This is a genomic window from Glutamicibacter sp. 0426 (assembly GCF_001906485.1).
GTDB lineage: Bacteria > Actinomycetota > Actinomycetes > Actinomycetales > Micrococcaceae > Glutamicibacter > Glutamicibacter nicotianae.
In genome coordinates this window covers 516381-540716 of the sequence record NZ_MPBI01000001.1, presented here as the reverse complement: position 1 = coordinate 540716, position 24336 = coordinate 516381, and the positions used below count along the sequence as shown (strand labels likewise).

Here is a 24336-nt window from a genome sequence, read left to right as displayed (position 1 = left end):
GTCTTCGCGCGATGCGGAGCTACTTAGAGATTCGCTTCGACCGTAGTCGAGGTGGATCTGCTAGTTGGCAGCGGCGATCTGGCGCAGCACGTACTGCAGGATGCCACCATTGCGGTAGTAGTCAGCTTCACCTGGGGTGTCGATGCGCAGAACGGCGTCGAACTCGGTTACCTTGCCGTCTTCAGCGGTGGCGGTAACCTTCAGGGTCTTCGGGGTGGTGCCGTTGTTCAGCTCGGTCACGCCGGATACTGCGAAGGTCTCGGTACCGGTCAGACCCAGCGAATCAGCGGATTCACCCTCTGGGAACTGCAGTGGCAGAACGCCCATGCCGATCAGGTTCGAGCGGTGGATGCGCTCGAAGGACTCGGTGATGACGGCCTTGACGCCCAGCAGTGCGGTGCCCTTGGCAGCCCAGTCACGCGAGGAGCCCGAGCCGTATTCCTTGCCGCCTAGAACGACGAGCGGGGTGCCGGCGGCCTTGTAGTTCTCTGCAGCGTCGTAGACGTAGGCCTGCGGAGCACCTTCCTGGGTGAAGTCGCGGGTGAAGCCGCCCTCGACGCCGTCCAGCAGCTGGTTCTTGATGCGGATGTTGGCGAAGGTGCCGCGGATCATGACTTCGTGGTTGCCGCGGCGCGAGCCGTAGGAGTTGAAGTCCTTGCGATCCACGCCGTTCTCGATCAGGTAGCGGCCAGCCGGGGTTTCCGACTTGAACGAACCTGCAGGCGAGATGTGGTCGGTGGTGACCGAGTCGCCCAGCTTCAGCAGCACGCGGGCGCCGCTGATGTCCTGGACTGGCTGAGGCTCAGCGGTCATGCCCTCGAAGTACGGTGCCTTGCGTGCGTAGGTCGACTTCTCGTCCCATGCGAAGGTCGAACCCTCTGGGGTGTCGAGTGCCTTCCAGCGTGCGTCGCCCTCGAAGACTCCGTCGTAGCCCTTGGCGAACATTTCCTTGTCGATCGACGAGTCGATGATCTCCTGGACCTCGACTGGCGATGGCCAGATGTCCTTCAGGAAGACATCGTTGCCCTCGGCGTCCTGGCCCAGTGCGTCGGTCTCGAAGTCGAAGTCCATGGTGCCAGCCAGGGCGTAGGCGATGACCAGTGGCGGGGAAGCCAGGTAGTTCATCTTCACGTCCGGGTTGATGCGGCCTTCGAAGTTGCGGTTGCCCGAGAGCACTGCGGTTGCTGCGAGGTCGTTGGCCTGGATAGCCTCGGAAATCTCGGTGTCCAGCGGGCCGGAGTTGCCGATGCAGGTGGCGCAGCCGTAGCCGACCACGTAGAAGCCGAGCTTCTCCAGGTATGGCAGCAGGCCGGACTTCTCGTAGTACTCGGTGACAACCTTCGAGCCTGGGGCGACCGAGGTCTTGACCCATGGCTTGGAGGTCAGGCCCTTGTCAGCGGCGTTTCGAGCCAGGACGGCTGCGGCCAGCATGACCGAAGGGTTCGAGGTGTTGGTGCACGAGGTGATCGAAGCGATCGAAACCAGGCCGTGGTCCAGGGTGAACTGGGTGCCATCTTCCTTGGTGACCTCGACGGCTACCGATGGGCGGCCAGCACCCTGGGTGTCGTCGGCGTTCGATACGTAGTTGTGCAGGTCCTTGCGGAACTGCTCCTTCGAGGAGGACAGCTCGATGCGGTCCTGCGGGCGCTTCGGGCCGGCGATCGATGGAACCACGGTCGACAGATCCAGCTCGAGGTATTCCGAGAAGCGGATCTCGCGGCTTGGATCGTGCCACATGCCCTGTTCCTTGGCGTAGGCCTCGACCAGTGCAACGTTCTCCTCGCTGCGGCCGGTCAGGCGCAGGTAGTCGAGGGTGACATCGTCGATTGGGAACATGGCGGCGGTCGAGCCGAATTCCGGGGACATGTTGCCGATGGTGGCGCGGTTTGCCAGCGGCACCTCGGCCACGCCGTCGCCGTAGAACTCGACGAACTTGCCGACAACACCGTGCTTGCGCAGCATTTCGGTGATGGTCAGCACCACGTCGGTTGCGGTGGCGCCAGCTGGAATCGAGCCAGACAGCTTGAAGCCGACAACGCGTGGGATCAGCATGGAGACAGGCTGGCCGAGCATTGCTGCTTCGGCCTCGATGCCGCCGACGCCCCAGCCCAGCACGCCAAGGCCGTTGACCATGGTGGTGTGCGAGTCGGTGCCCACGCAGGTGTCCGGGTAGGCGCGCAGCACGCCGTTTACCTCGCGGGTCATGACGGTGCGGGCCAGGTACTCGATGTTGACCTGGTGCACGATGCCGGTGCCCGGAGGAACGACCTTGAAGTCGTCAAACGCGGTCTGGCCCCAGCGCAGGAACTGGTAGCGTTCGCCGTTGCGCTGGTATTCGATCTCCATGTTGCGCTCGACGGCGCCTTCGAAGCCGAAGGTGTCGATCTGCACGGAGTGGTCGATGACCATTTCGGCCGGTGCCAGCGGGTTCACGCGGGTCGGGTCGCCGCCCAGGTCCTTGACGGCCTCGCGCATGGTGGCAAGGTCGACGACACAAGGCACACCGGTGAAGTCCTGCATGATGACACGAGCGGGGGTGAACTGGATTTCGGTGTTCGGCTGAGCCGAAGCATCCCACTGACCCAGTGCATTGATGTGCTCGTTGGTTACGTTCGCGCCGTCTTCGGTGCGAAGCAGGTTCTCAAGAAGAACCTTAAGGCTGTAAGGAAGGCTGTCCGAGCCTTCAACCGTATTTAGTCGGTAAATTTCGTATTCGGTTCCATTGACGTCAAGTACGCCCTTGGCACCGAAGCTGTCCACATTGCTCACGTGGGACTCCTCTCGCCAGACACTCATTCTGTTGCACACGCACACTTCAATTCCAGTTAGGAGTTCCTAACTGAGATAGTCAGGCTCCTAGCGCGGCAGAGCTAAAAACAGTCTATCGCCAAAGCCCGCAAAAAGACTCCTCGGAATAAATTTTGGTCCAAATTCGTGTCTAAACGGACACTTTCAGGTGCTTAACGGCGCACAAACAGCCCGATGGACTCCATATGGTGGGTGTGCGGGTACAAATCGTGAATCTCCATGTGCTCTAATTCGTAGCCTCGGGCCATCAAGCGCGCGGTATCGCGGGCGAAAGCCGCAGGGTCGCAGGACACGTAACAAATCCGCGAAACAGCGCTGGCGGCCAGCTCCGCGGCGACTTGCTTGTCGATTCCGGTACGGGGTGGATCAAGCACCACCGCATCCAGCGAAGCGTCCCGGGCGACCTGCCGTAACACTCGCTCAACACGGCCGCGGATCACCGTGGCCTGCGAGTAGGAGCGCAGGTTCTTCTTCGCATCCGCATGGGTGCCCGGAGCACCCTCAATCGAGAAGACGCGGCCCTCGCGGCCAACCGCCTTGGCCAGCGGAACGGAGAACAGGCCGGCACCGGCATAGAGGTCGGCGATTTGCTCGCCGGCGGCCGGCTCGGTCAGCTCGATCACGCGCCGGGTCAGCAGGCTGGCCGCCTCGCGGTGCACCTGCCAGAAGCCTTCCCCGGTAATCCGGAATTTCTCCCCCAGCACCTTTTCGGTCAGGTACGCCGAACCGGCCAGAACCTGCAGCCGCCCCTTGCCGTCGGCCGCCGAGCCGCCCTGCTGGCTGAACGAGGCGACGTTGACGCCCTCGGCGAATTGCTTGGCAACCTTTGCCGCGGCGCCGGGCTTGGCCTCGGCCAGCAAGATCAGCACGGTTCGGTCATCCTGGCTGGATACCGCGGCTTCGACACGTTCAATGCCGGTGTAGTCCACGGAGTACAGCCCGGTGGCTTCAATGGCCGGATGGGCCAAGGGCATCTGCGCAATGCCGGTCAACTGGTTGCTGCGGAATGCGCTCATTGCCAGTCTGCCCTGGGCGTCTACGGAATACGACATCCGAGTGCGCCAGCCCAGGCCATCGACCGAGCCCTTGACCGCTTGCACCGCAGGGAAGTTGTAGTCTTCCGCGTTCAGGCCGCCCAGCCGGGTCATCTGCTCGGCAGCCACCTGCGACTTCAGCTCACGCTGGTGCTCCAGGATGATGTGGCCGAACTCTGCGCCGCCCACCGGATCGCGGTGCTTCAAGGCATCAGCTGCATCCCAGAAGTGCGGCACCCGGTGCTCGCTGGCTTCGAGCACTTCGGCCACGTCGGCACGCCAGAACTTGGCCTCCGGCGCGCTGTCCGTCAGGCGCACCTTGACCAGTTCGCCGGGAATGCCATGGCGCACGAAGATCACCCGGCCCTCGTGGCGGGCGACGGTGTGCCCGCCATGGGCAATCTTGCCCAAGCGGACGGTGAGCATTGGAGTGTCAGTCATCGTTCCAGTCCTTCTTCAGAAGCAGTCAATTCAGCGGTGCGCCGAGGATTCTTCGGTCGGGCCTCCGCCAAGGGCATGCGAGGCGCTGAGCAGGCGCCACGGGACCGAGGCAATCACTACTCCCGGTTCATGGTGCAGGCGGTTCTTCACGCGCAGCGCGGTTTGGTTGTGCACCAGCTGTTCCCACCAATGGCCCACGACATATTCGGGAATGTACACGACGATCAGTTCCCGCGGCGATTCACGCTTGATGGAACGGATATGCTCAATCAGCGCTCCGGGAATATCGCGATACGGCGAGGCCAGCGCAGTGATCGGCACCGGGATCTGCAGCCGTTCCCAATCCTGCAGGGTCTTTTCGGTCTTGCCGCGTTCCACGTCCACGATGATCGCTTCAAGCTTCGAGGGACGCGAAGCGCGGGCGAAGGCCAGGGCACGCAGCACCGGCTTGCGCACGGTGGATACCAGCACGAGCGCATGCACGCGCGAGGGCAATGCGGTGACGGCGGAGTCCTCGTCGACCGCCAGCTCGTCGTCGACCTTCTGGTAGTGCCGCTGCAGCGAATCCATGATCACCATCAGGACGGCAATGCCCAGCACGGCCAGCCACGCACCATGGACCAGGCGGGTGGCCAAGACGACCACGAGCACCAGCGCCGAGAGCACCAGGCCTAGCAGGTTCAGCAGCCGCTTGCGCTGCTTGGCCGCACGGATCTTGCGGTCTGCAATGGGCACCAGAACACGTTTCCAGTGCTTGAGCATGGCCAGCTGGCTCAGGGTGAAGGAAACGAATACGCCCACCACGTACAGCTGGACCAGCAAGGTGACATCGCCTTGGAACAGCAGCACCAGCGCGATCGCGGCAATGCCCAGGCACAGGATGCCGTTGGAGAAGCCAAGGCGATCGCCACGGGTGCGCAGCTGGCGCGGGAGGAAGCCGTCGGTCGCCAGATGGCTGGCCAGCAGCGGGAAGGAATTGAAGGCCTGGTTGCCGGCCAGCAGCAGCACGGCAATGGTCAGCACCGAGACGATCACCAGGCCGAAGGTGAAGTCGCCGAACACCGCCTGGGCCAGCTGGCCCAACACCGGGATCTGCACGAAGCCTTCGGGGATCGGCTCGCCGTGAAGCAGGAACGAGGCCTGCGGATCGGCGACGACCTTGATGCCGGTGGCCCGGGCAAGCATCAGCGTGCCCAGCGTCAGCACGCCGGAGAGCAGGCCCAGCACCAGCAGGATCCGCGCCGCGTTCTTCGCCCGCGGCTTGGCCAGCGTCTGCACGTTGGAGATCGGAACCTCGATGCCGGTCAACGCGGCCGACCCCGTGCTGAAGGCACGCAGGATCAGCAGCGCACCGACAACGCCATGCAGGCCATTGGCGAACTCGGCCTCCGGCACAATCGTGAAGTCCGCACTCGGGGCGAGCCCGAGGGAACCGGTCAGCGCCATCACGCCGCCAATGGCCACCAGCAGCAGCATGCCGATGACGAAAAGGTAGACCGGGATGGCCAGCGTCCAGCGGCCTTGCCCTTTGCCGCGCAAATTGCCGACCACGAGGAAGGCGACCAGGGCGGCGGCCACCCACGCCTTGTATTCGGCCACTGCAGGGAAAATGGCGGCAAGATACAGGGCCGCCGACGAGCTGGAAACAGCAACGGTGAGCACGAAGTCGACCAGCAGCGCCGCGGCCACCGCAGTGCCCGGACGTGCACCGAGGTTCTTCTTCACGATTTCATAGTCGCCGCCACCGGAAGGGTACTCCATTACCGATTGGCGGTAGGACAGCACCAGCACCACCAGCACCGCGAGGACCGCCAGTCCAACCATTGGCGAGAGCGCGGTCGCGGCGATGCCCGCAATGGCCAGGGTCAGCAGGATCTCGTCCGGCGCGTACGCCAAGGACGACAGGGCGCTGGAGGAGAAAATCGGCAACGCGACCTTGGGTGGCAACGGCTTCTTTTTCAGCTGTTCAGTGCTGAAAGGCCGGCCCACCAGGATCCGCTTCAAACCGTCAAATAATGCAGGCACGACACAACGTTATCGCAGGGTGCACGGCGCGGGCGTGCTTCACCATCGATAAACTGGGCGCGATCAGCGCTATTGTTGCATTCGTAGCACACAGCCCGTGGGCGCCAAGCGGCACGCGGCAAGCAGCAAAACCAAGGAGTTCTCGGTGGCACATTTCGTGATCATGGGGTGCGGACGCGTCGGTGTCGCGCTGGCCCACACGCTGGATTCGGCGGGGCATTCCGTGGCAGTCATTGACCAGGACCCGCATGCCTTCCGCCGGCTGAGCAAGGATTTCTCCGGCACCACGGTGACCGGCATGGGATTCGACAAGGACACGCTGGACGCTGCCAAAATTGGCGAGGCCTACGCGTTCGCAGCTGTTTCCAGCGGTGATAATTCCAACATTCTCGCCACTCGCGTATCGCGCGAAACCTATAACGTGCCCCACGTCGTGGCCCGCATCTATGACCCAGGACGAGCGGAGATCTATCAGCGACTGGGCATCCCCACCGTGGCAGCGGTCCGCTGGAGCACCGATCAGGTGCTTCGCCGGATCCTGCCGGACTATTCGATGCGCGGGGACTTCCGGGAGCCCTCGGGACGCCTGGTGCTGTCCGAAGTGGCCTTGCACCGCGACTGGTATGGCCACCTGGTCAAGGAGCTGGAAGCCGCCGCCGGGGTGCGCGTGGCCTATTTGACCCGCTTCGGCGAAGGCACCATCCCGGAGAACCGCACCCGGCTGCAGGGCGGCGACCTGGTGCATGTGATGATGCGGCTGGACGAGTCCAAAGACGTGGAAAAGATCCTTGCCAGCCCGCCAGCGGCGCAGACCAACGAATAACCTGAGAGGCATCCCATGAAGGTCATGATTGCCGGGGCCGGCTCGGTCGGTTCCTCCATTGCCCGTGAACTAATCATCAACCACCACGAAGTCCTGCTGATCGATCTGCAACCGGAAATGGCCGAACGCGCAGATCTTGAAGCGGTGAAGTGGCTGATTGGCGACGCTTGCGAATTAGCTGTCTTGCAGCAGGCGCAGCTTGAAGAGTACGACGTGGTCGTTTCGGCGACCGGCGACGACAAGGTCAACCTTGTGGTCTCGTTGCTGGCCAAGAGCGAATTTGGCATCCGCCGCACTGTGGGCCGCGTGAACAATCCGAAGAATGAATGGATGTTCGACGATGCCTGGGGCGTCGATGTTGCGGTCAGCACGCCGCGGCTGATGACCGCGCTGGTCGAGGAAGCCGTGGAGGTCGGGGACCTGGTGCGGCTGCTGACGTTGAAGACCGGCGAGGTCTACATGGTCGAGTTCACAGTCCCGCACGATTCGGCCTTGATCGGCCGCAGCATCGGGCGCATCTCGTGGCCCGAAGACACCACCATGATGGCAGTGGTCCGCGACAAGACGCCGTTCCCGCCCAGTGCCGATGATGTGATTGAGGGTGGCGATGAAATCTTCTTCATCACCACCCCGCACGCAGAACCCTTGCTGCGCCGCACGTTGCGCGACGCCACCCGCTAGGCCGCTGGCTTGGGCGTGCTGGTCTCGTCGCCGGCTACGGCCGCCGGCTTCGAGACCAGCCACGCGAACCACAGCCCCGCCGCATACAGCGGCACTCCCATCAGGGCACGGGCCAAGCCCAGGGCCACGACATCATCTGCGATGTACATCGGGATCTGCACCGCCAGGCGCAGCGCGAAAACAGCAATGATGATCCAGGTAGCCACCTGGTAACGGCGCAGGCGTTCGGGCTTCTTGCGCCATTCAGTGCCTTCATTGCGGATGAATCCGAAGAGCAGGCCGATCAGCGGCCAGCGGGCCATCACCGAAATCAGCAGTCCCGCCAGATAGGCGGCAGACACGTAGAACCCCGGAATGTAGTAGTCCTTGGCATTGCCCGAAGTCCGTGCGGCGAAGGCGCAGATCAGGATGCCGATCAGCCCAGAGCCTGCCTGGATCAGCGTCGAGCGCTTGGCCAGGCGGATGATCATGAACACGATGCCGAGGCTGATCGAGGCGATCAGCCCCCAGCCCAGATTGCTGGTAAGCGCGAAGACCATGATGAACACGAAACCGGGAAGCACGGTTTCCAGGATGCCGCGCACGCCGCCAACGGTGGTGAGCAAGTCAATTCCGCCGTCAGCGTTTTGCGTGATGTTGGAGTTCGAGCCGATCATCTCGGCGAAACTCGGATGCTTAGTTTCCGGTGCGGAATCATCGTCCGGACGGGATGCGTCGTTGTTCACCATGCCTACTTCCAATTAGACGCCAGCTGGCTGGCGTTCTCGAATCCTTGAGTGGCCGTCGCCGGTCATCGACGGGCTTCCGGCACGATGACGTAGCGCGGATTGAAGATCGTCGGGATCTGATCCACAGGAGCAACCATTCCCGAGTACTCCACCTTCACGCCCGGCTTGATGCCCGGAACGGTTTTCTGTCCCATGAACGCCAAGCGAACATGCGGCACAGTTCCGCGACGGGCCGACACGGTACCGAGCCGATCCACCACTACAGCGGTCAGCCCCGGGGCGACATTCGGCGCGGAGTAGCTCACCGATTGGACGTACCCGGTGTGCTCGACCCGCCCCTTGGATGGCAGCTGTTCCAGGCTGTCCAGCCGCTGGTAGGTGGGCTTCTGGCCCGAGGGGCCGAGCTGCGGAGTGACGGGTTTGTCCTTCAGCGACATTCTCTAGCCGATCTGGGTGATCTCTGGTCCGCGTTCTGGACGCTTCAGCTCAGGGTTCTGCTCGGGGGTTGCCGGACGGGCCTGGGCATTGGACGGGACGCTCAATGGCAGAAGTTCAGCCGGAGGCAGCGGCTTGTCGCCGCGATTGACCACGACGTCACGCAGAATCCCGTCGACAATGTTGGCGGCCTCCTCGTTGCCGATGGCCGCGCCGCCAATGACTGCACGCAGGAACCAGCGGCGGCCATCGATGCCGACAAAGCGCAGCGCAACATGCCCGGCGCGGCCGTCTGGCAGCTGCTGCGGCACCTTGGCGAGCAGCTCCTGGCCGTACTCGCCATCACGGGTGAAGATTTCACCGTTCTGGGCGCTGATGTCGCTCTTGATCTTGTCGCTGATGCCTGGCCACAGCGACTCGGACTTCGAAGACGAGAAAGCCATCAACTGGATCCGCGACTCGGCGATCTCCAGCGACACCGCGATAACACGCTTGTTGGACTCTTCAACGTCCATGCGGACCTTCAAGCCGGCTACCGGCTTGATCAGGATTGAGCCGAAGTCCAGGTACTCCTGCGTATTCTCGATGTCGTCATAGTCGAACGGGCCGGTCTTCGGCTCCTGCTCGTTCTGGGCTGCATCCTCAGCTGGTTCGGCGACTGGCTGCTCTTTGGCCTTCTTGCGCTTGAAAATCATGGTGTCCTTAGAAAATCTTGTCTTGCTCTCAAGGGTACTTACTTGGAGTTGAATCCGCCGGTCGAACCGAATCCGCCTGCGCCGCGGGCGCTGTCCTCCAGCGAATCCACTGCGATGAAGGCCGCCTGCTCGACTTTCTGGATAACCAGCTGGGCAATTCGGTCGCCCCGGCTGATTTCGAAGGACTCGGACTTGTCGGTGTTCAACAAGGTGACCATGATCTCACCCCGGTACCCAGCGTCAACAGTACCCGGTGCATTTACCACGGTAATGCCGTGCTTGGTTGCCAAGCCGCTGCGTGGGTGCACCAGACCAACGTAGCCATGCGGGATGGCTAGCGCGATGCCGGTAGGAACGAGCGCGCGGGCACCTGGCTCCAGCACAAGGGATTCGCGAGCATGCAAGTCAGCACCGGCGTCCGAAGGATGCGCGTAGCTGGGGACCGGCAAATCGGTGTCAAGCATCTTGATGGCAATGGAAATTGATGGCTCACTCATCGATGTAGGTCTTCCCCCGGAGTCTTGTGAAATGGTCACTCGATAGTTTCTCGTGCCTAACTCTATCGCGCACGCCGTCCAATGGCCTGCCAACCGGCTTCGAGGTCTTGAATCGGAGAATTATTGCCTAGACTTGGAACCATGAGTAATTCCAGCCCCGCGGGTTCGAACGTCCAGTACAGCGAAAAGCTTTGGCCATCGGCCAGCACCTGGATTTGGCCAATCATCATTTCCATCACCGCAGGTATTGCGCTAGCTCCGATCAGCAGCATCCTTGGATGGATTGCCGGTGCCGTCGTGTTGCTTTCGCTGATCGCGGTGTTCCTGCTGCGCACGCCGACCATCGAGGTCACCGATGAATTGGTGACCGTTGGACGGGCCAGCATTGAACGCAAGTACATCGGGGAGGTTGTCGGCTACCGCGGCGATGAGGCATTCAAGCAGCGTGGGCAGAAACTGCACGGCCTGGCCTACATGCTGCTGCGCGGCTGGATCGACGGAGTCGTGCGGATGGAGGTCACCGACGAGCGTGACACCACGCCGTACTGGCTGACGTCTACCCGGCGTCCCGAAGAGCTGGCGGCCGCCCTCTCGGGCGTGATGTACGAATTCACCGACGAAGGCAAGGCAGAAGCAGCCAAGCTGGAACAGTCCGAAGACGCTGCCGGCGAATAGCGTTGACTGCCTTGGAGCCCGAAAAGCGCATGGCGCCCAACCTTCTGGTTGGGCGCCATGCGCTTTTCGGAACTGCTGCGCGGGTTTTCATCCTTCGCACTCGCTGCAGAATTTTTGCCCGTTGTCCTCACGGACCAGCTGCGTGCGGTGGCGCACCATGAAGCATGACGCGCACGTGAATTCATCGGCCTGTTCCGGCAGGATTTCGACGCTCGCTTCCTCCTGCGGCGCCTCGCCGCCGGGCAGAACGTACTCTTCAGCCAAGGGGGTTTCCGCTTCGTCAACCAGGTTGGCCATGGCTGCGGTCTTGCCTGCTTTGAGCTGAGCGATTTCCTTGGCTCGTTCCGCTTCTGACATTGCCACGGGTGCAGCAGATTCACTTGCCATAATCGTTTTTGCTCTTTCCTGCAGGTCTTCGTCCTAGCCGGCTGCTCCACGAGGTGGAAACTTGTACCGGCATAGAAGTATAACGTTCTTCCGGGTAATCCATTCCCGTTCCTGCCACGCTATGCCATGGGCGCAAGGTTCGAGGAATTACGGCGTGAAGTTGAGGACTAATCTTGCGCCACACCCTGCGTGGTGGTAGGAATTCGGGCCTCAAGGTGGCAAAGTTTTACACAGGAAATAGAGCGTGTGGAGGGTAGAAATGCGTCAGCTGAGACTGGTGGGAATTCATGAAAATGGTTCCAGCCTGCAGGTCAGCAGTGACGACGGGATGAGCTTCGAGCTGCCTGTTGACGATGCACTGCGCAGTGCAATGGCTGAAATCGCCCGTTCGAGGGCTCCGAGGAACCGTGAGGAGTCCTCGGTCCATTCGCCGCGCGAAATCCAGGCACGAGTGCGCGCTGGCGCGTCCGCCTACGACCTGTCGCTTGAATGGGATGTCCCCGTCGAGGATATCGTCAAGTACGAAGGCCCGGTACTGGCTGAACGCGAGCACATCGCCGAGCTGGCACGCCGCGTCGAGGTTTCCGGACCGCAGACCGACGCCGAATACCGCGAGGTGTTCGGCGAAGAGCCGGCCGATCTCGGTTCCATGGTGGTCCACCGCCTGCACCAGCTGCACATCGATGCCGAGTCGGCGCGCTGGAATGCCTGGAAAGATCCGGAAGGCCAGTGGATCGTCACCGTGGAGTTCGATTCCCCGCTGCCGACCGAGAATGTCGAGTCACTGGATTCGGATTCGACTGCCGCTGCCGAGAACATTGCACGGTGGGCTTTCACTCCCGCGCGCAAGACGTTGAAGAACCTGAACCGCTGGGCCCAGACCCTAAGCGAGCAGGTAGCTCCTGAATACTTTCGCCCGGTCTCTGCACTGAACCAGCCAGAGGCGGAACCGGCCGCCGCAGCCAGCACTCCGGAGCCCGATGAGACCGAAGAACTGGTCACCTTGCTCAACGCTCGCCGCGGGCAGCGCACTAAGGACCAGGATCCGGAAGGCGAGGCTCGTTACAACGAGATCATCGAACGCAGCATGAGCAAGTACGACACCGATGACGAGGACGCGCTGCCGCATCTTCCGCAAGGGATTTCCGCGCGCACCTCGCAGCTGGTGGTCGTCACCAATGAGGACGACGGTTCGGGCAGTGCCGAGGACAAGCCGGCTGAACAGCCTGCCGAGGAGTCGGCTCCGCGCAAGGCCAAGCGCTCGTCCGTTCCCAGCTGGGATGACATCATGTTCGGCAAGCGCAAGAAGGACACCGACTCCTAGTGCGCAGCTGACACTGGAGAGCACAAGGGAGCGGGAACAGCAGTGAAGCAATGCTGTTCCCGCTCCCTTTGCGTTGCCGGCTATTTGGTGCGGTGCACCAGCAATGGCACGAACCGCTCCCCCGCAGTGAGCGACCCGTGCTGCCCCACCATGTCGAAGGCCATCGGTGCGACGCGTCGGCCGTCATAGAATGCGATGGCTTCGGCCGCCAAGATCATCAGATCGCCCAGCCGTGCCGCATGTTCTTCGGTGATGGCGCCGAAGTAGCCGCGTTCTATGGCTTCCTCGCGCGTCATCACCCAGGCTTTGGTGCCATAGGCCCGCTGCCAGGCCTCGCGGACCCGTAGCCGGCAGGCGTCATCGGCCTGCGGGTCGAAGGTCAGTTGGACGCCACGAGGTTCACCGCTGGTCAGCTCGACGCCCTCGACCAGCTCAGGCTGCTGGCTGTAGTCGATGCGCTGCGACGCTGGAATATCCACCATTCCATGGTCGCCGGTGATCAGCACCGTGGTTTCTTCCGGCAGCTTGGACACCAGGGTCTTGATGACGTAGTCCAGTTCTTCGAGGGTGTCCCGCCACTGGCTGGAGTCGACGCCGTATTTGTGGCCTGCCTTGTCCAATTCATTGAAGTACGTGTAGACCAGCGCGTTGCGGTTCGAGTCGAAGATCGTGCGGGTGGCACGTGCGCGCGCTGCCGGCTGGTTGGCCGGCACGAATTTGGGCCCGCGCAAGGACGCACGGGTCAGCGCCGACTTGGCAAACATGGGGATCGACACGGTCGCCACGTGGATGCCGTGCTCGGCGATCTTCTGGAAAACGGTCGGGCGAGTCTGCCAGGTTTCGGGGTCCAAGTCCCCAGGCCACCCGCCCAACTGGTTGACCACACGACGCTTGGCCGGGTCGATGACGTCATAGCCGACCATTCCATGCTCGCCAGGAGCCAAGCCCGTGGCCAGGCTGCTCAGGGATGTCGCGGTGGTCGAAGGGAAGCCAGTGCCCAGCTTCTGCCCCTTCTCGAACAGGCCGCGCAGGAAGGGCGCATGCCCGAGATGGCTTTTAAGCTGGTTCCAGCCCAGTCCATCAACCATGATCAGGGCTACTCGCTTGGTTGGGGCGAAGCCCAAGGCATTCTGATAGCCGTCAACCCCCATTGCCGCTGCCGCTGAGGGAAGAATCTCCGACAGCGTAGCCTGGCCATATTTGGGTGCTTCCGGGATTTTCTGCGGCGGTTCAGGCAGGCTGCTGAGCTTTTGTTCCTCGATCATGCTCAGGCGATCGTGGCCAGGCGCAGGCGCACAGCGAACTCGCGGGCCTTGTTCACGGCCTGCTGGCCATCGGCTTCGGCACTGACGCGGATGACCAAGTCCTCAGGCTGCGAGGTGCCATTCAGCCCGTGGTCAGCATCGCACTGCGGATCTCCGCAGGAAGCAGGGGCCAGGTCGATCCGCTTGGTTCCGTCCCAGGACAGCCCGAAGGTCAGTTCCTTGACTGGGTCAGCGGACGAGTAATGCTGCGGCTGGTGATAGACGAAGCTCGTGGCAACCGAAGCGATGCGCGCCAACGAAATCATCTCGACTGATACTTGCGCCATGACATCTTTGCCATGGTCATCAAGCTGCTGGTCATCTACGTGCAAGATGAAAAGCACCTTTTCGCTCATCACCATGACGGTGATGTGGCGGTGGACCTCGGTATGGTCGAAGTGAGTTTCCAGATGCACATAGTGGTCAAGCACCGGTTGGCCCATCATGGCCTCAGCCAGGACATCTTGGACCATCTGCGGATAAAAACCCGCACGGACCAAGTCATGCTGAAGCTCAGCGCCAGGAGTGGTCGAATACGTTGGAGAACTCATGCCCCCAATTCTACTCAGTCGCCACCGGCAATTCACGTTTCGGCGTTTGCACTCAGCTGCGCAGCGCACGGCGGACGCTATCCGTGCGCTGCTCTGCGTTGCTGATCTGGATGCTCACTGCCAGCACACTCAGCGAATCTGTGGCAACAGTGATCGGCGCGAATTTGGCAACTGTCACTTCAGGATGGTTGTCCTTGAAGAGCGAGACACGGGTGATGAAGTCTTTCAAGGCCTCCAGATCCACTGCCGGCAATCCCTGGTAGCCGAATAGACGCACGCTGCTGCGCGGACGGCGGATGAGCTGTTCCAGGTCATGGGTGGAGAACGGCGCCACGCCGTGGGCCCAGTCATCGAGCAGGTTGACCGGATCGCCGCTAAGCCCGAAGGAAATAACCGGACCCAGCAACGGGTCCTCCATGGCCTTGACAACGCAAGCCTGCCCGGCTGGCGCCATGCTCTGCACATCCAGGGAGTCCACGCCGTATGCGGCCATCAGCGACTTCATGTGCGCGAAGTTCGCCTCCAGGCTCTGCTTGTCCGGGATGCTCAAGCGCACGCCGCCCAGGTCCAGGCGTTGCCGCAGATCGGGGTCGTTGGCTTTCAAGGCGACCGGCCAGCCGAGCTGCTCGGCCGCCGCGACGGCTTCTTCGGCTGTGTGCACCACCCGGTGGGAAAGGAACTTGATGCCGTAGAAGTCCAGAAGCTTCCGCACCTGCTCGTCGTTCAATTCCAGCAAGTTGGTCCCTGAAATGGTCTTCACCAACTCATCTAAGTACTCTGCCGCGCCTTCGACATCGATGCCATCCGGGTCGCTCATCGGCTCGTAGGGAACGTCCACCCACTGCTGGTAGCCATAGGCCTTGGCCAGGGCACCGATCACCGTGGTGGGAGATGTATACACCGGAATTCCTTGCTTCAGGCCTCCGGTAATCTTCGTATCCGCCAGCCCCGGAACCAGGGCCACCACCGGTTTCGGCTGCCCGATGAACTCCTTGGCTACCTTGAGGACCGCTCGGGTATCCAGCTCCGAGTAGGGCAGGTGCGCCAACATGATGGCGTGGACTTGCGGGTCATCCACCAGTTCCTGGATCCGGGCGCGCAGCACCGGAATGGCCTTGGACTGGCCGATACTGTAATCCAGCTCGTCGCCCCGCACAGTGATGTTCAGGTTCCGGTCTTCAGCGACATCGCACACCACCTCGGCGATGGTCAAGGAATTGGACAGGATCGCGACGTTCGGGCCCTTGGGTGGCGGGAAGACTGAAAGCAGGGAGGTGACATCCAGGAGCTCTTCGGCGGAGCGGACGCGGATCACGCCGGACTGGCGCAGAATTGCGTTCATTGCCCCCGGTGCTGCCTGCCCTACGCGCACAGAATGGCCGGGTGGAAGGCGACGGCCCATCACGTCGGACTTGGCCACGATTACCGGCTTGCTGCGGGCCAGGCGCCGAGCGATGCGCGCGAATTTGCGCGGGTTGCCAAAGGATTCCAGGTACAGCGCCACCACATGGGTCCGCGGGTCGTCCTCGAAGAACTGCATGGCGTCGTTGCCGGAAACATCAGCGCGCAGGCCGGCGGAAATGGCGCTGCTGGGGCCTACCCCCTGCTGCAGGGCGACGCCCTGGATGATCGTGCCCATGGCCGCCGATTGGGTGAAGAATCCTACGTTTCCTGCGGCCGGGACATGCTGGCTCCCAGTGGCATACAGCTTCACCTGCGGGTCGGTATTCATCAACCCGGCCGATCCCGGCCCGACTACGCGCATGCCGTTGGCACGAGCCAGCGCCACAAGTTCGCGCTGTGCGCCCAGCCCTTCAAGGGTTTCGTATCCTGTGGTCATGATGACCAGGGACTTCACCCCGTGGGCGGCGCAGTCGGCAATGGCGTCCTTGACCCCCTCACGCGGAATGCACAGTACGGCGACATCCACCGGTCCTGGAATTTCGGTGACCTTTCCGTAGGCCACCATGCCGCCGACTTCCAGGGCCGCATCGTTCACCGCATAGACCGCACCGGTGTACCCGGATTCGATAATTTGCTCCAGCACGTCGTGCCCGAGCTTGCCCCAGGTGCGGCTGGCACCGATCACTGCCACCGACTTGGGCGCCAGCAGCGCTGCCACGCTGCTCGCTTCGGCGCGGTGCTCTCTCGCCTCGGTCACTTCGCGGGACTTCTCGGTGGGGCTGATGGAAAATTCGAGCATCACCACGCCATCTTCGAAATGGCGGGCGACGGCGTAGCCCGCATCGGAGAAGACAGTGAGCATCTTGCGGTTCTCCGGAAGCACCTCGGCTGAAAATTTCTCAATGTCGTTTTCACGGGCCGCCGCGGCCAGGTGCTCCAGCAGGATCGAGCCGATCCCAGTTCCCTGGTACTCGTCCGAGACGTTGAAAGCTACTTCGGCTTCCCGCGGATCATCCAAGCGATCGTAGCGGCCGACACCGATGATCCTTGCGCCACGAACCACTGTAAAGGCGACGCGATTCACATGGTCCACATTCGTGAATCGCTCCAGCTCTTTGGGGGTCAGCGACGACTTGTACGTAAAATAGCGTAGGTAGACTGACGTCTCGGACTGCTGCTTGTGCATGTCCTGGAGCGCTTGGGAATCCTGCGGGGTGATTGGCCGCAGGTGCGCTGTTGTCCCGTCGCGAAGCACAACATCTGCTTCCCAATGCGCCGGATATGCCGCCGAAAGTTTACGATCCACCATAGGCTTAGGATAGTCGGCAGTTCGGCGTTGCGCCCAGATGCAACACGAAGATTCGGCAGTTCCGGCCCTAAGACAGTAGATGAAGGACGAACAGAGTAATGGCTCCTAAGAAGTCTGAAGAGATTCCAGCGGATTTCGTTGAAAATATCGTCGATATAGACGTCACCAATGAAATGGAATCATCCTTCTTGGAGTACGCCTACTCTGTCATCTACTCCCGTGCGCTTCCCGACGCCCGAGACGGCCTGAAGCCGGTTCAGCGGCGCATCCTGTTCCAGATGGCCCAGATGGGCTTGCGCCCCGAGAAGGGCCACGTCAAGTCGGCCCGCGTGGTCGGCGAGGTCATGGGCAAGCTGCATCCGCATGGCGACACCGCAATCTACGACGCCATGGTCCGTTTGGCCCAGGATTTCTCGCTGCGGCTTCCGCTGATCGACGGCCATGGCAACTTCGGTTCGCTCGATGACGGACCAGCAGCCCCGCGCTACACGGAGGCCCGCCTGGCAGCTTCTGCCGTCGCGATGACCGCAAATCTGGATGAAGACGTCGTCAACTTCGTGCCGAACTACGACAACCAGTTCATGCAGCCAGAAGTGCTGCCCTCTGCGTTCCCGAACCTGCTGGTCAATGGCACCACCGGCATTGCCGTGGGCATGGCCACCAACATGGCTCCGCACAATCTGGGCGAAGTTGTCGCCGCTGCGCAGCACCTGCTCAAGGAACCTGAAGCCACCGTCGAAGAGCTCATGAAGTTCATTCCGGGCCCGGATCTGCCGTCAGGTGGCAGCATTATCGGATTGGACGGCATCAAGGATGCCTACCGCACCGGTCGCGGATTGTTCCGCACCCGGGCCACGGTGATCATGGAGAAGATTTCAGCACGCAAGTCGGGCCTCGTGGTCACCGAACTGCCATATGGCGTGGGTCCTGAAAAGGTCATCGAGAAAATCAAGGATGGTGTCAACAGCAAGAAGATCTCCGGCATTTCCGATGTCGTGGACCTGACCGACCGGCATCACGGCCTGAAGCTGGTCATCGAGCTGAAGAACGGTTTCAACCCGAACGCCGTGCTTGCCAGCCTGTACAAGTACACCCCGATGGAAGATTCCTTCGGCATCAACAACGTTGCCCTGGTCGATGGCCAGCCGCGCACCATGGGGCTGCGTGAGCTGCTGACCGTGTATGTGGACCATCGGATAGATGTAGTACGCCGCCGCACCGTGCACCGCCTGGCCAAGCGCGAGGACCGCCTGCACCTGGTTGAGGGCCTGCTCATTGCCATCGTTGATATTGACGATGTCATTGCCATCATCCGTTCTTCCGAGCAGACCGCTGAAGCACGCGAACGCCTGATGACGGTCTTCGACCTGAGCGAACCGCAGGCCAGCCACATCCTGGAACTGAGGCTGCGCCAGCTGACCAAGTTCTCCAAGCTGGAGCTTGAAACCGAGGCCGAGCAGCTGCGCAACGAAATCGAGGAATTGCGCGCCATCCTGGAGTCCGACGAGCTGCTGCGCACCGTGGTTTCCAACGAACTCGGTGAAATGGCCGAGACCTTCGGCACCCCGCGCCGGACCAAGCTGCTGAAGTCTGCCCAGCTGGCACCGCTGAAGGGCACCGCGCTGCCCGAAGAAGTCGGAACCGGCAAGAAGGCCAAGCTGGCGATGGAAGTATCCGATACCCCATGCTGGGTTCTGCTCTCTGCCACCGGGCAGATCGCCCGGACCCCCGATCGGCAGGCCGTGGATTACGCCGCGGCGCGCATCAAGCATGATGTGCTCACCTCGCAGGTCGCCTCCAGCGCCCGCGGAGAAATCGGCGCCCTGACATCTGCCGGCCGCATTATCCGCATCTCGCTGATCGATGTTCCGGTACTCCCCGAGTCCCACGGCTTCCCGCAGCTGGCCCATGGCGTGCCGATCTCCGAATTCCTCAAGCTGGGCAAGGGCGAAAGCGCGGTGGCGCTGGTTCCGCTGAACCGGGTCCTTGCCATTGGCACGCAGAACGGCGTGGTCAAGCGCGTGAGCCCTGACTACCCGCTGAACCGTGACGAGTTCGAGGCGATTACGCTCAAGGACAAGGACGTGGTGATTGCCGCGGCACCGGCCGAAGACGCCGACGAGCTGGTGTTCATGACCAAGAACGCGCAGTTGCTGCGTTTCAGCGCTTCGGCCGTGCGCGCCCAGGGCCGCACCGGCCAAGGCATGGCGGGCATCAAGCTCGCTGCCGACGACCAGGTGATCTTCTTCGGAGTGGTCCCTGCCGGTGCCAGCGACGCCGTGGTAGCCACCATCGCTGCCGGTTCGCAAACCCTTCCTTGGACGTCGGGCCAGTCGGTGAAGCTCACCGAGTTCTCCGAGTTCCCGGCCAAGGGCCGCGCCACCGCGGGCGTGCGGGCGCACCGTTTCGTCAAGGGCGAGGACCACCTGCAGCTGGCTTATGCCGGCCAGGGCCCGGCACGCGCCAGTTCCACGGCGGGTGTGGTGCGTGCATTGCCTACCGAATACGGCAAACGCGATGGTTCGGGAGCCCCGTTGGCCCAATCAGTGAACATCATTGGCGGAGCCATCAGCGGAGGAGACGAAGCTCCGGCGGCACCCGCTGCCCAGGAACCCATCCCAGCCGCAGCACAGGAAGCGTTGATTCCCGAACCGGCCAAGGCCAAGCCAGCTCCCGCCATCACGCCGGGAGAAGATGCGCTGCCTTTCGATGACGGCGGCGTAATCCTCTGAACTGAAATGCGCTGAGCCGTCAGCGCCAGGATTGAACGCGGCGCCGTGTCCACCTTGCATGCCAAGATAGAAACGGCGCCGCCGGTCTATGCGTAGACGGGGGGCTTCTGGCTGCCCAGTTCAATGCGGTGGGTGCACTGCGCAGCGAGCTGCTGGTCATGGGTGATCATGACGACGGTTCGCCCGGCAAGAGCCTGATGCAAGGTCGAGAGCAGCTCTCGGGCCTCATCGACGCCGAGGTGTGCTGTCGGCTCATCGAGCAGGATGACCTGGTGGCCGCCTGCCAAGGCGCGCGCTACGGCGAGCTTGCAGCGTTGCCCGCCGGACAGCTGGTGCCCGCCGGAACCAATGCGCGATTCGAGGCCTTCGGGCTGTGTTGCCAGCCAGTCCGCAAGCCCGACCTGCGCCAAAACCGCTTCCAGCTGGGCATCGCTGCGCTGCTGGTCGTCATCGACTCCCAGCATCAGGTTCCGGCGAATCGACGAGTCGAAAAGGTGCGCTTCTTGCGGGCACCACGCCACCGACGACAAGTTTGCCTGCTGCAGATCCAGCAGGTTGCCGTGGGCATCGATTCCCTTCAGCGCTCCCGAGCGTGCAGGCAACGCGCCGAGCAAGGCGGTGAGCAATGTGGATTTCCCTGAGCCCGAAGGCCCGGTAATGGCCGTCCACTGTCCCGCGGGAATGCGCACGCTCAGATTCTCCACGACCGATGGACCATCGTCGTATCCGAGGCTGAGATCTTGCGCTTCGTAGCCGGCGATCTTTCGCGGCATGGCTGGAGCATTGCCTTGCGCCGCTGGTGCCGGGCTGCTGCGCATGCCGCGTTCGGCCAGCTTCGATGACAGTTCCTTCAGCGCACGTCCCTGCTGCACCGCGAGCAAGGCATTTCCAGCGCTCTCCCCCAGCGCGAGGCTCAAGAGCACGGCGAGCGCTGTATGGGATGCGCTGCTGTGCGATAGCGCGGTGATGGCGATGGCAAGCAGCACGCTGGCCAACGTGGCCAGGGCGGTGGCGCTGCCTTGGCCTAGTGCGTGCCGGCGAGCGCGTTGCGTATTGCGGGTTTCTGCTTCCTGGAAGCGGCCTAGGATGCGTTCCAGTACCTGGTTGCTGCGCAGCGCGGACTTGTGCCGCAAGATGCCCAGCACGCTCTGGTTCATCTGCATCCGGTGGCGCAGCTGGAGCACGAAGTGCTCGCCTTCAATGCGCTGGACAAGCCAACGAACCGGGAAGACCAGCACCCCGAACGCGCCAAGGGCAAGATAACCGAACTCCGGCTGGATGATGTACAAGGCCGCAGCAGCGGCCACCCACAGTGCGATTGCCTGCAGCGGCGGGAACAGCACGCGGGCCAAGAGGTCGCGCAGTTCATCCACCTCGGCCAGCAAGAATCGCAGGATGACCGAGGAACGGCTGAGCAGGCCCCATCGTGCCGGGTTGGCCACCATGGCGTTCCACATCTTCTCGCGCAGATCAGCAGCGTAGGCCAGGACCGCGTCGTGGATTGCCAGTTGTTCCAGGTAGCGGAAGACTGCTCGCCCGATGCCGAGGGTGCGGACCATGACGAAAGCTACGGTCAGGTGGAGAATGGCCGGCTGGTAGCTGGATTCAACGATCAGCCATCCGCTCAGCGCCGCGAGCGCCACGGCGCACAGCACGCTCGCGGTCCCCCAGAGCACCGCTTTCGGGGCAGCCTTGTAGCCCATAAGCAAATCGCGCATCGGATTGAAGCGGGTGTTCCCAGGCGCTTGGGCTGTTGCCCCCGGCTGGGTCTGCGAGGCATCCGGCTGCTGGTGGCACATGGCTTGCCCATACGCCACGGCTTCAGCAGCCTCAACGGCACGTCCCGGATTCTGGCTCTGGCCAAAGGCTGGGTCATGGCTGGCGAGCAGGATGGCGCAGCGGGCAGGCAATTCCCCAAGCAGTTCGCGCACTGCCCGGGCGTTGGCCTCATCAAGGTGCGCGGTTGGCTCGTCGGCCAGCAGCACCGTGCACTGATCGTCGCTGTGGACCCGCAGCAGGGCTCGCAGCACTTCCAGGCGGCGCAGCTCGCCGGGCGAGTATTCTCCGATTGGACGGTCGAGCATGGAGCGCAGCGACAGCCGGGTGCTGAGCTCCTCGCGCAATTCGGCAGGTGCCGCCGGGGCATCCTGGTCAAGTTGTTCGCTGCCGGTCATTGCGTTGAACTGCGGATGCTGGCTGATCATGGCCAACTGGCCGGCAATGAAGATCCGCCCGCTAGCCAAGGCCGGGTCGAACGTGTTGTCGCTGCTGTGCGCCTCGGCGATCAGCTTGAGCAGCGTGCTCTTGCCCGTGCCGCTGGCCGTGGACAGCACGAGCCGTTCGCCGGCGCGCAACTGGATATCGACGGCGCGGTGGATTGGATGCTCGCAATCATAGCTGATCTGCAGATCCGAGACTTCCAGGACGTTCTGCGGATTCGCTGCGGTGCCAGCCCGCAGCTGACGGGCCGGGGTGGGTGCGGTGAGGGCCGTGTACTTCTGGTAGGCGGCCAGCCCGTCATCAGCCGCATGGTAGGCGGAGCCCACTTCACGCAGTGCGGAGAACAGCTCGGGTGCCAGGATCAGGATGATCAGCCCGGAGGCGAGATCCATGTTCCCGCCGACCAGCCTCACGCCGATCATCACCGCGAGGACCGCCACCGAGAGGGTCGAGATCAGTTCCAGCCAGAAGCTGGACATGAAGACGGTCTTCAGGTTGGCCATGGTGGCCACCCGGTACTTGTTGCTCACGGCCGCGATGGCGTTGCCGTGGGAACGGGCTCGGCCAAGTCCCAGCAGCGCCGGCAGGCCTTGGGCCAGTTCATAGAGCTGATGGGCAAGCCGGTCGAGGGTGGCCTGGGATTCATTGAGGGTGTCCTGGGTGTGCAGGCCGATCAGTGCCATGAACACCGGGACCAGCGGGATGGTCAGGACCAGCACCACCGCGCTGATCCAGTCCAGCTGGAGGATGAAGATGCCAAGCAGCAGCGGTACGGCCACGGCGCCAATGAACGCGGGAATGAATTTGGTGAAGTAGTCATCGAGCTTCTCAAGGCCATGGCTGGCCAGGGTGGCGGTGACCGGTATGGACTGCTGCTGTGCCGCGGGGACGATGGCCGGCTGCTCGGCTTGCCTGCGGACCAGGTTCAACCGCAAGCGTTCCTTTGCGCCTAGGCCCATGCGCCGGGCTCCTGCATTCAAGCCCCACGCGCTGAGTGCTCGAAGCGCGGCCCCGGCTAATGCCAGGACCAGCAACTGCGGTTCATTGGCGCCCCCCGCGGCCATGGTGGCGATCCATTGGCCCAGGGCGTAGGCGACGAGGACCAGCCCCGCGACCTTGAGCGCTGAGAACAGCGCCAGGACCAGGAATTGTCGTGGCGTGATCAGTTCACGCGGCAGGAATCGCGGGGTTGGCATTGCTACTCTTTCCGTCGAAAACGCAGTTACTTGATGATCGAGACGACACGATGGGTGTCGGGAATATGCTCTTCGCGCAAGCGCTTGCGGAATACCCAGTAGCTCCACGCCTGGTAGGCCAGGACCATCGGCACGCCAAAGGCAGCGACGATGCTCATGAGCTTCAAGGTGTAGGCCGTGCTTGACGCGTTGGCCACGGTGAGATCGAAGGCCGAGTCAATGGTCGACGGCAGCACCACCGGGTAAGCGGCGGTGAAGATCGCGGCGACTCCGGCCAACAGGGTTACTCCCAGTGCGATGAAGGAAACTCCTTCGCGTCCAGCGCGTCCGCTGATCATCGATGCAGCCAGGGCGATGACCGCCAGGCCCATCACTGCCCATGCGATGCCGGAGTCGTTATCCAGCAGCACCAGCAGTGCCCACGCGACCAGGGGCAGGATTGCTACCGGCAGCCAGCGGCCTACGAGCTTGCCTGCTTCGTGGCGGACCGCACCGTCGGTTTTCAACCGCAGGAAAGCCAATGCATGGATCCAGCAGAACGCCACCACCGCTACGCCACCGAGAATGGCATGCCAATTCAGCCAGGCGAAGGCTCCGCCGATCCGGTCCCCGTTCTCATTCAAGGGCAACCCCAAGGTGGTCAACGCCAGCATGGCTCCGACGCCGAAGGCAGCGACCAACGATCCGAGGCCCAGGGCCAGATCCCATGCTTTCCGGGTTGCGGCGGTGATCGCCTTGCCCCGGTATTCGATGGCCACAGCACGGAAGATCAATGCCACCAGGACAATGGTCAACGGAATGTAGAGTGCCGAGAACAGCGAAGCGTACCAGTGCGGGAAGGCGGCGAAGGTCGCGCCACCGGCGGTCAGCAGCCACACTTCGTTGCCGTCCCAGACCGGGCCAATGGTATTCAGCAAGAGGCGCTTGCGTTTCTCAGTGGAACGTCCAAGCCCGATGAGCATGCCGACCCCGAGGTCGAAGCCTTCAAGGAAGAGATAGCCGCACCAGAGCAGCGCTATCACAACGAACCAAAGTGTTGGAAGCCAATCCATTGAAATTCTCCTTCG

The 24336-nt window shown here is 62.6% G+C and carries 18 protein-coding genes; 5 read left to right on the top strand and 13 right to left on the bottom strand.

The annotated features are described in order from the left end of the window. Positions 1 to 60: 60 nt before the first annotated feature. The 3 genes from acnA to BKX98_RS02535 all read right to left on the bottom strand — a co-directional run bounded on the left by acnA (position 61) and on the right by BKX98_RS02535 (position 6308). Entirely contained in the window at positions 61 to 2796 is a 2736-nt protein-coding gene (gene acnA, locus BKX98_RS02545; RefSeq protein WP_174787688.1) for an aconitate hydratase AcnA, read from the bottom strand. 164 nt (positions 2797 to 2960) lie between these two features. After that, a complete protein-coding gene (locus BKX98_RS02540; RefSeq protein ID WP_073706049.1) occupies positions 2961 to 4283 on the bottom strand; it encodes a class I SAM-dependent RNA methyltransferase in 1323 nt (440 codons plus the stop codon). A gap of 30 nt (positions 4284 to 4313) precedes the next feature. Next, positions 4314 to 6308 (bottom strand): APC family permease, encoded by a 1995-nt coding sequence (locus BKX98_RS02535; protein ID WP_073706048.1) that lies wholly within the window; start codon positions 6306 to 6308, stop codon positions 4314 to 4316. A gap of 145 nt (positions 6309 to 6453) precedes the next feature. On the opposite strand from BKX98_RS02535, the gene BKX98_RS02530 reads away from it, so the two are divergent. Both BKX98_RS02530 and BKX98_RS02525 read left to right on the top strand, forming a co-directional pair. Continuing rightward, on the top strand, positions 6454 to 7131 hold the full coding sequence (locus tag BKX98_RS02530; RefSeq protein ID WP_038991859.1) for a TrkA family potassium uptake protein: 678 nt from the start codon (positions 6454 to 6456) through the stop codon (positions 7129 to 7131). 15 nt (positions 7132 to 7146) lie between these two features. Further along, entirely contained in the window at positions 7147 to 7812 is a 666-nt protein-coding gene (locus tag BKX98_RS02525; protein ID WP_038991861.1) for a TrkA family potassium uptake protein, read from the top strand. Here BKX98_RS02525 and BKX98_RS02520 read toward each other — a convergent pair. The 4 genes from BKX98_RS02520 to dut all read right to left on the bottom strand — a co-directional run bounded on the left by BKX98_RS02520 (position 7809) and on the right by dut (position 10167). Beyond that, entirely contained in the window at positions 7809 to 8540 is a 732-nt protein-coding gene (locus BKX98_RS02520) for a DUF3159 domain-containing protein (protein ID WP_073706047.1), read from the bottom strand. The two genes, BKX98_RS02525 and BKX98_RS02520, sit on opposite strands and share 4 nt — an antisense overlap. A gap of 62 nt (positions 8541 to 8602) precedes the next feature. Continuing rightward, entirely contained in the window at positions 8603 to 8977 is a 375-nt protein-coding gene (locus tag BKX98_RS02515; protein ID WP_073706046.1) for a hypothetical protein, read from the bottom strand. A gap of 3 nt (positions 8978 to 8980) precedes the next feature. Then, positions 8981 to 9670 (bottom strand): DUF3710 domain-containing protein, encoded by a 690-nt coding sequence (locus tag BKX98_RS02510; protein WP_073706045.1) that lies wholly within the window; start codon positions 9668 to 9670, stop codon positions 8981 to 8983. 38 nt (positions 9671 to 9708) lie between these two features. Then, the gene (gene dut / locus BKX98_RS02505) at positions 9709 to 10167 is read right to left on the bottom strand and encodes a dUTP diphosphatase (protein WP_073706044.1); all 459 of its coding nucleotides are present in this window, start codon (positions 10165 to 10167) and stop codon (positions 9709 to 9711) included. Positions 10168 to 10308: 141 nt separating this feature from the next. On the opposite strand from dut, the gene BKX98_RS02500 reads away from it, so the two are divergent. After that, on the top strand, positions 10309 to 10842 hold the full coding sequence (locus BKX98_RS02500; RefSeq protein WP_038991865.1) for a DUF3093 domain-containing protein: 534 nt from the start codon (positions 10309 to 10311) through the stop codon (positions 10840 to 10842). Between the two features lie 87 nt (positions 10843 to 10929). On the opposite strand, the gene BKX98_RS02495 is transcribed toward BKX98_RS02500, so the two are convergent. Beyond that, positions 10930 to 11229: a DUF4193 family protein gene (locus BKX98_RS02495; protein WP_038991867.1), complete on the bottom strand. Its 300-nt coding sequence runs from the start codon at positions 11227 to 11229 to the stop codon at positions 10930 to 10932. 259 nt (positions 11230 to 11488) lie between these two features. Between BKX98_RS02495 and sepH the strand changes: the two genes are divergently transcribed. After that, the gene (gene sepH, locus BKX98_RS02490) at positions 11489 to 12553 is read left to right on the top strand and encodes a septation protein SepH (RefSeq protein ID WP_073706043.1); all 1065 of its coding nucleotides are present in this window, start codon (positions 11489 to 11491) and stop codon (positions 12551 to 12553) included. Positions 12554 to 12633: 80 nt separating this feature from the next. Here sepH and BKX98_RS02485 read toward each other — a convergent pair whose 3' ends face one another. Genes BKX98_RS02485 through BKX98_RS02475 form a run of 3 tightly spaced genes read right to left on the bottom strand, consistent with a single transcriptional unit; the run spans position 12634 to position 17121 of the window. Then, entirely contained in the window at positions 12634 to 13818 is a 1185-nt protein-coding gene (locus BKX98_RS02485; protein WP_073706042.1) for an alkaline phosphatase family protein, read from the bottom strand. Between the two features lie 2 nt (positions 13819 to 13820). Further along, complete coding sequence (locus BKX98_RS02480; RefSeq protein WP_038991869.1) at positions 13821 to 14408, bottom strand: DUF5998 family protein; 588 nt, start codon at positions 14406 to 14408, stop codon at positions 13821 to 13823. A 52-nt stretch (positions 14409 to 14460) separates the two neighbouring features. Continuing rightward, positions 14461 to 17121, bottom strand: coding sequence for a GNAT family N-acetyltransferase (locus tag BKX98_RS02475; protein WP_073706041.1), 2661 nt, complete (start codon positions 17119 to 17121; stop codon positions 14461 to 14463). A gap of 98 nt (positions 17122 to 17219) precedes the next feature. Between BKX98_RS02475 and BKX98_RS02470 the strand changes: the two genes are divergently transcribed. Then, positions 17220 to 19853 carry a DNA topoisomerase (ATP-hydrolyzing) subunit A gene (locus BKX98_RS02470; protein WP_073706040.1) on the top strand — a complete coding sequence of 878 codons (2634 nt, stop codon included), beginning with the start codon at positions 17220 to 17222 and terminating at the stop codon, positions 19851 to 19853. 86 nt (positions 19854 to 19939) lie between these two features. Here BKX98_RS02470 and cydC read toward each other — a convergent pair whose 3' ends face one another. After that, the gene (gene cydC, locus BKX98_RS02465) at positions 19940 to 23269 is read right to left on the bottom strand and encodes a thiol reductant ABC exporter subunit CydC (RefSeq protein WP_073706039.1); all 3330 of its coding nucleotides are present in this window, start codon (positions 23267 to 23269) and stop codon (positions 19940 to 19942) included. A 26-nt stretch (positions 23270 to 23295) separates the two neighbouring features. Continuing rightward, on the bottom strand, positions 23296 to 24321 hold the full coding sequence (cydB, locus tag BKX98_RS02460) for a cytochrome d ubiquinol oxidase subunit II (protein ID WP_073706038.1): 1026 nt from the start codon (positions 24319 to 24321) through the stop codon (positions 23296 to 23298). Between the last annotated feature and the right edge of the window lie 15 nt (positions 24322 to 24336).

Excerpts from the sequence above, each read along its gene's own strand:
- BKX98_RS02525 (WP_038991861.1), top strand. The coding sequence starts at position 7,147 with ATGAAGGTCATGATTGCCGGGGCCGGCTCGGTCGGTTCCTCCATTGCC.
- cydB (WP_073706038.1), bottom strand. The coding sequence starts at position 24,321 with ATGGATTGGCTTCCAACACTTTGGTTCGTTGTGATAGCGCTGCTCTGG.
- BKX98_RS02515 (WP_073706046.1), bottom strand. The coding sequence starts at position 8,977 with ATGTCGCTGAAGGACAAACCCGTCACTCCGCAGCTCGGCCCCTCGGGC.
- cydC (WP_073706039.1), bottom strand. The coding sequence starts at position 23,269 with ATGCCAACCCCGCGATTCCTGCCGCGTGAACTGATCACGCCACGACAA.
- acnA (WP_174787688.1), bottom strand. The coding sequence starts at position 2,796 with ATGAGTGTCTGGCGAGAGGAGTCCCACGTGAGCAATGTGGACAGCTTC.
- BKX98_RS02540 (WP_073706049.1), bottom strand. The coding sequence starts at position 4,283 with ATGACTGACACTCCAATGCTCACCGTCCGCTTGGGCAAGATTGCCCAT.
- BKX98_RS02475 (WP_073706041.1), bottom strand. The coding sequence starts at position 17,121 with ATGGTGGATCGTAAACTTTCGGCGGCATATCCGGCGCATTGGGAAGCA.
- BKX98_RS02495 (WP_038991867.1), bottom strand. The coding sequence starts at position 11,229 with ATGGCAAGTGAATCTGCTGCACCCGTGGCAATGTCAGAAGCGGAACGA.
- BKX98_RS02510 (WP_073706045.1), bottom strand. The coding sequence starts at position 9,670 with ATGATTTTCAAGCGCAAGAAGGCCAAAGAGCAGCCAGTCGCCGAACCA.
- sepH (WP_073706043.1), top strand. The coding sequence starts at position 11,489 with ATGCGTCAGCTGAGACTGGTGGGAATTCATGAAAATGGTTCCAGCCTG.
- BKX98_RS02485 (WP_073706042.1), bottom strand. The coding sequence starts at position 13,818 with ATGATCGAGGAACAAAAGCTCAGCAGCCTGCCTGAACCGCCGCAGAAA.
- BKX98_RS02520 (WP_073706047.1), bottom strand. The coding sequence starts at position 8,540 with ATGGTGAACAACGACGCATCCCGTCCGGACGATGATTCCGCACCGGAA.
- BKX98_RS02500 (WP_038991865.1), top strand. The coding sequence starts at position 10,309 with ATGAGTAATTCCAGCCCCGCGGGTTCGAACGTCCAGTACAGCGAAAAG.
- BKX98_RS02470 (WP_073706040.1), top strand. The coding sequence starts at position 17,220 with ATGGCTCCTAAGAAGTCTGAAGAGATTCCAGCGGATTTCGTTGAAAAT.
- dut (WP_073706044.1), bottom strand. The coding sequence starts at position 10,167 with ATGAGTGAGCCATCAATTTCCATTGCCATCAAGATGCTTGACACCGAT.
- BKX98_RS02480 (WP_038991869.1), bottom strand. The coding sequence starts at position 14,408 with ATGAGTTCTCCAACGTATTCGACCACTCCTGGCGCTGAGCTTCAGCAT.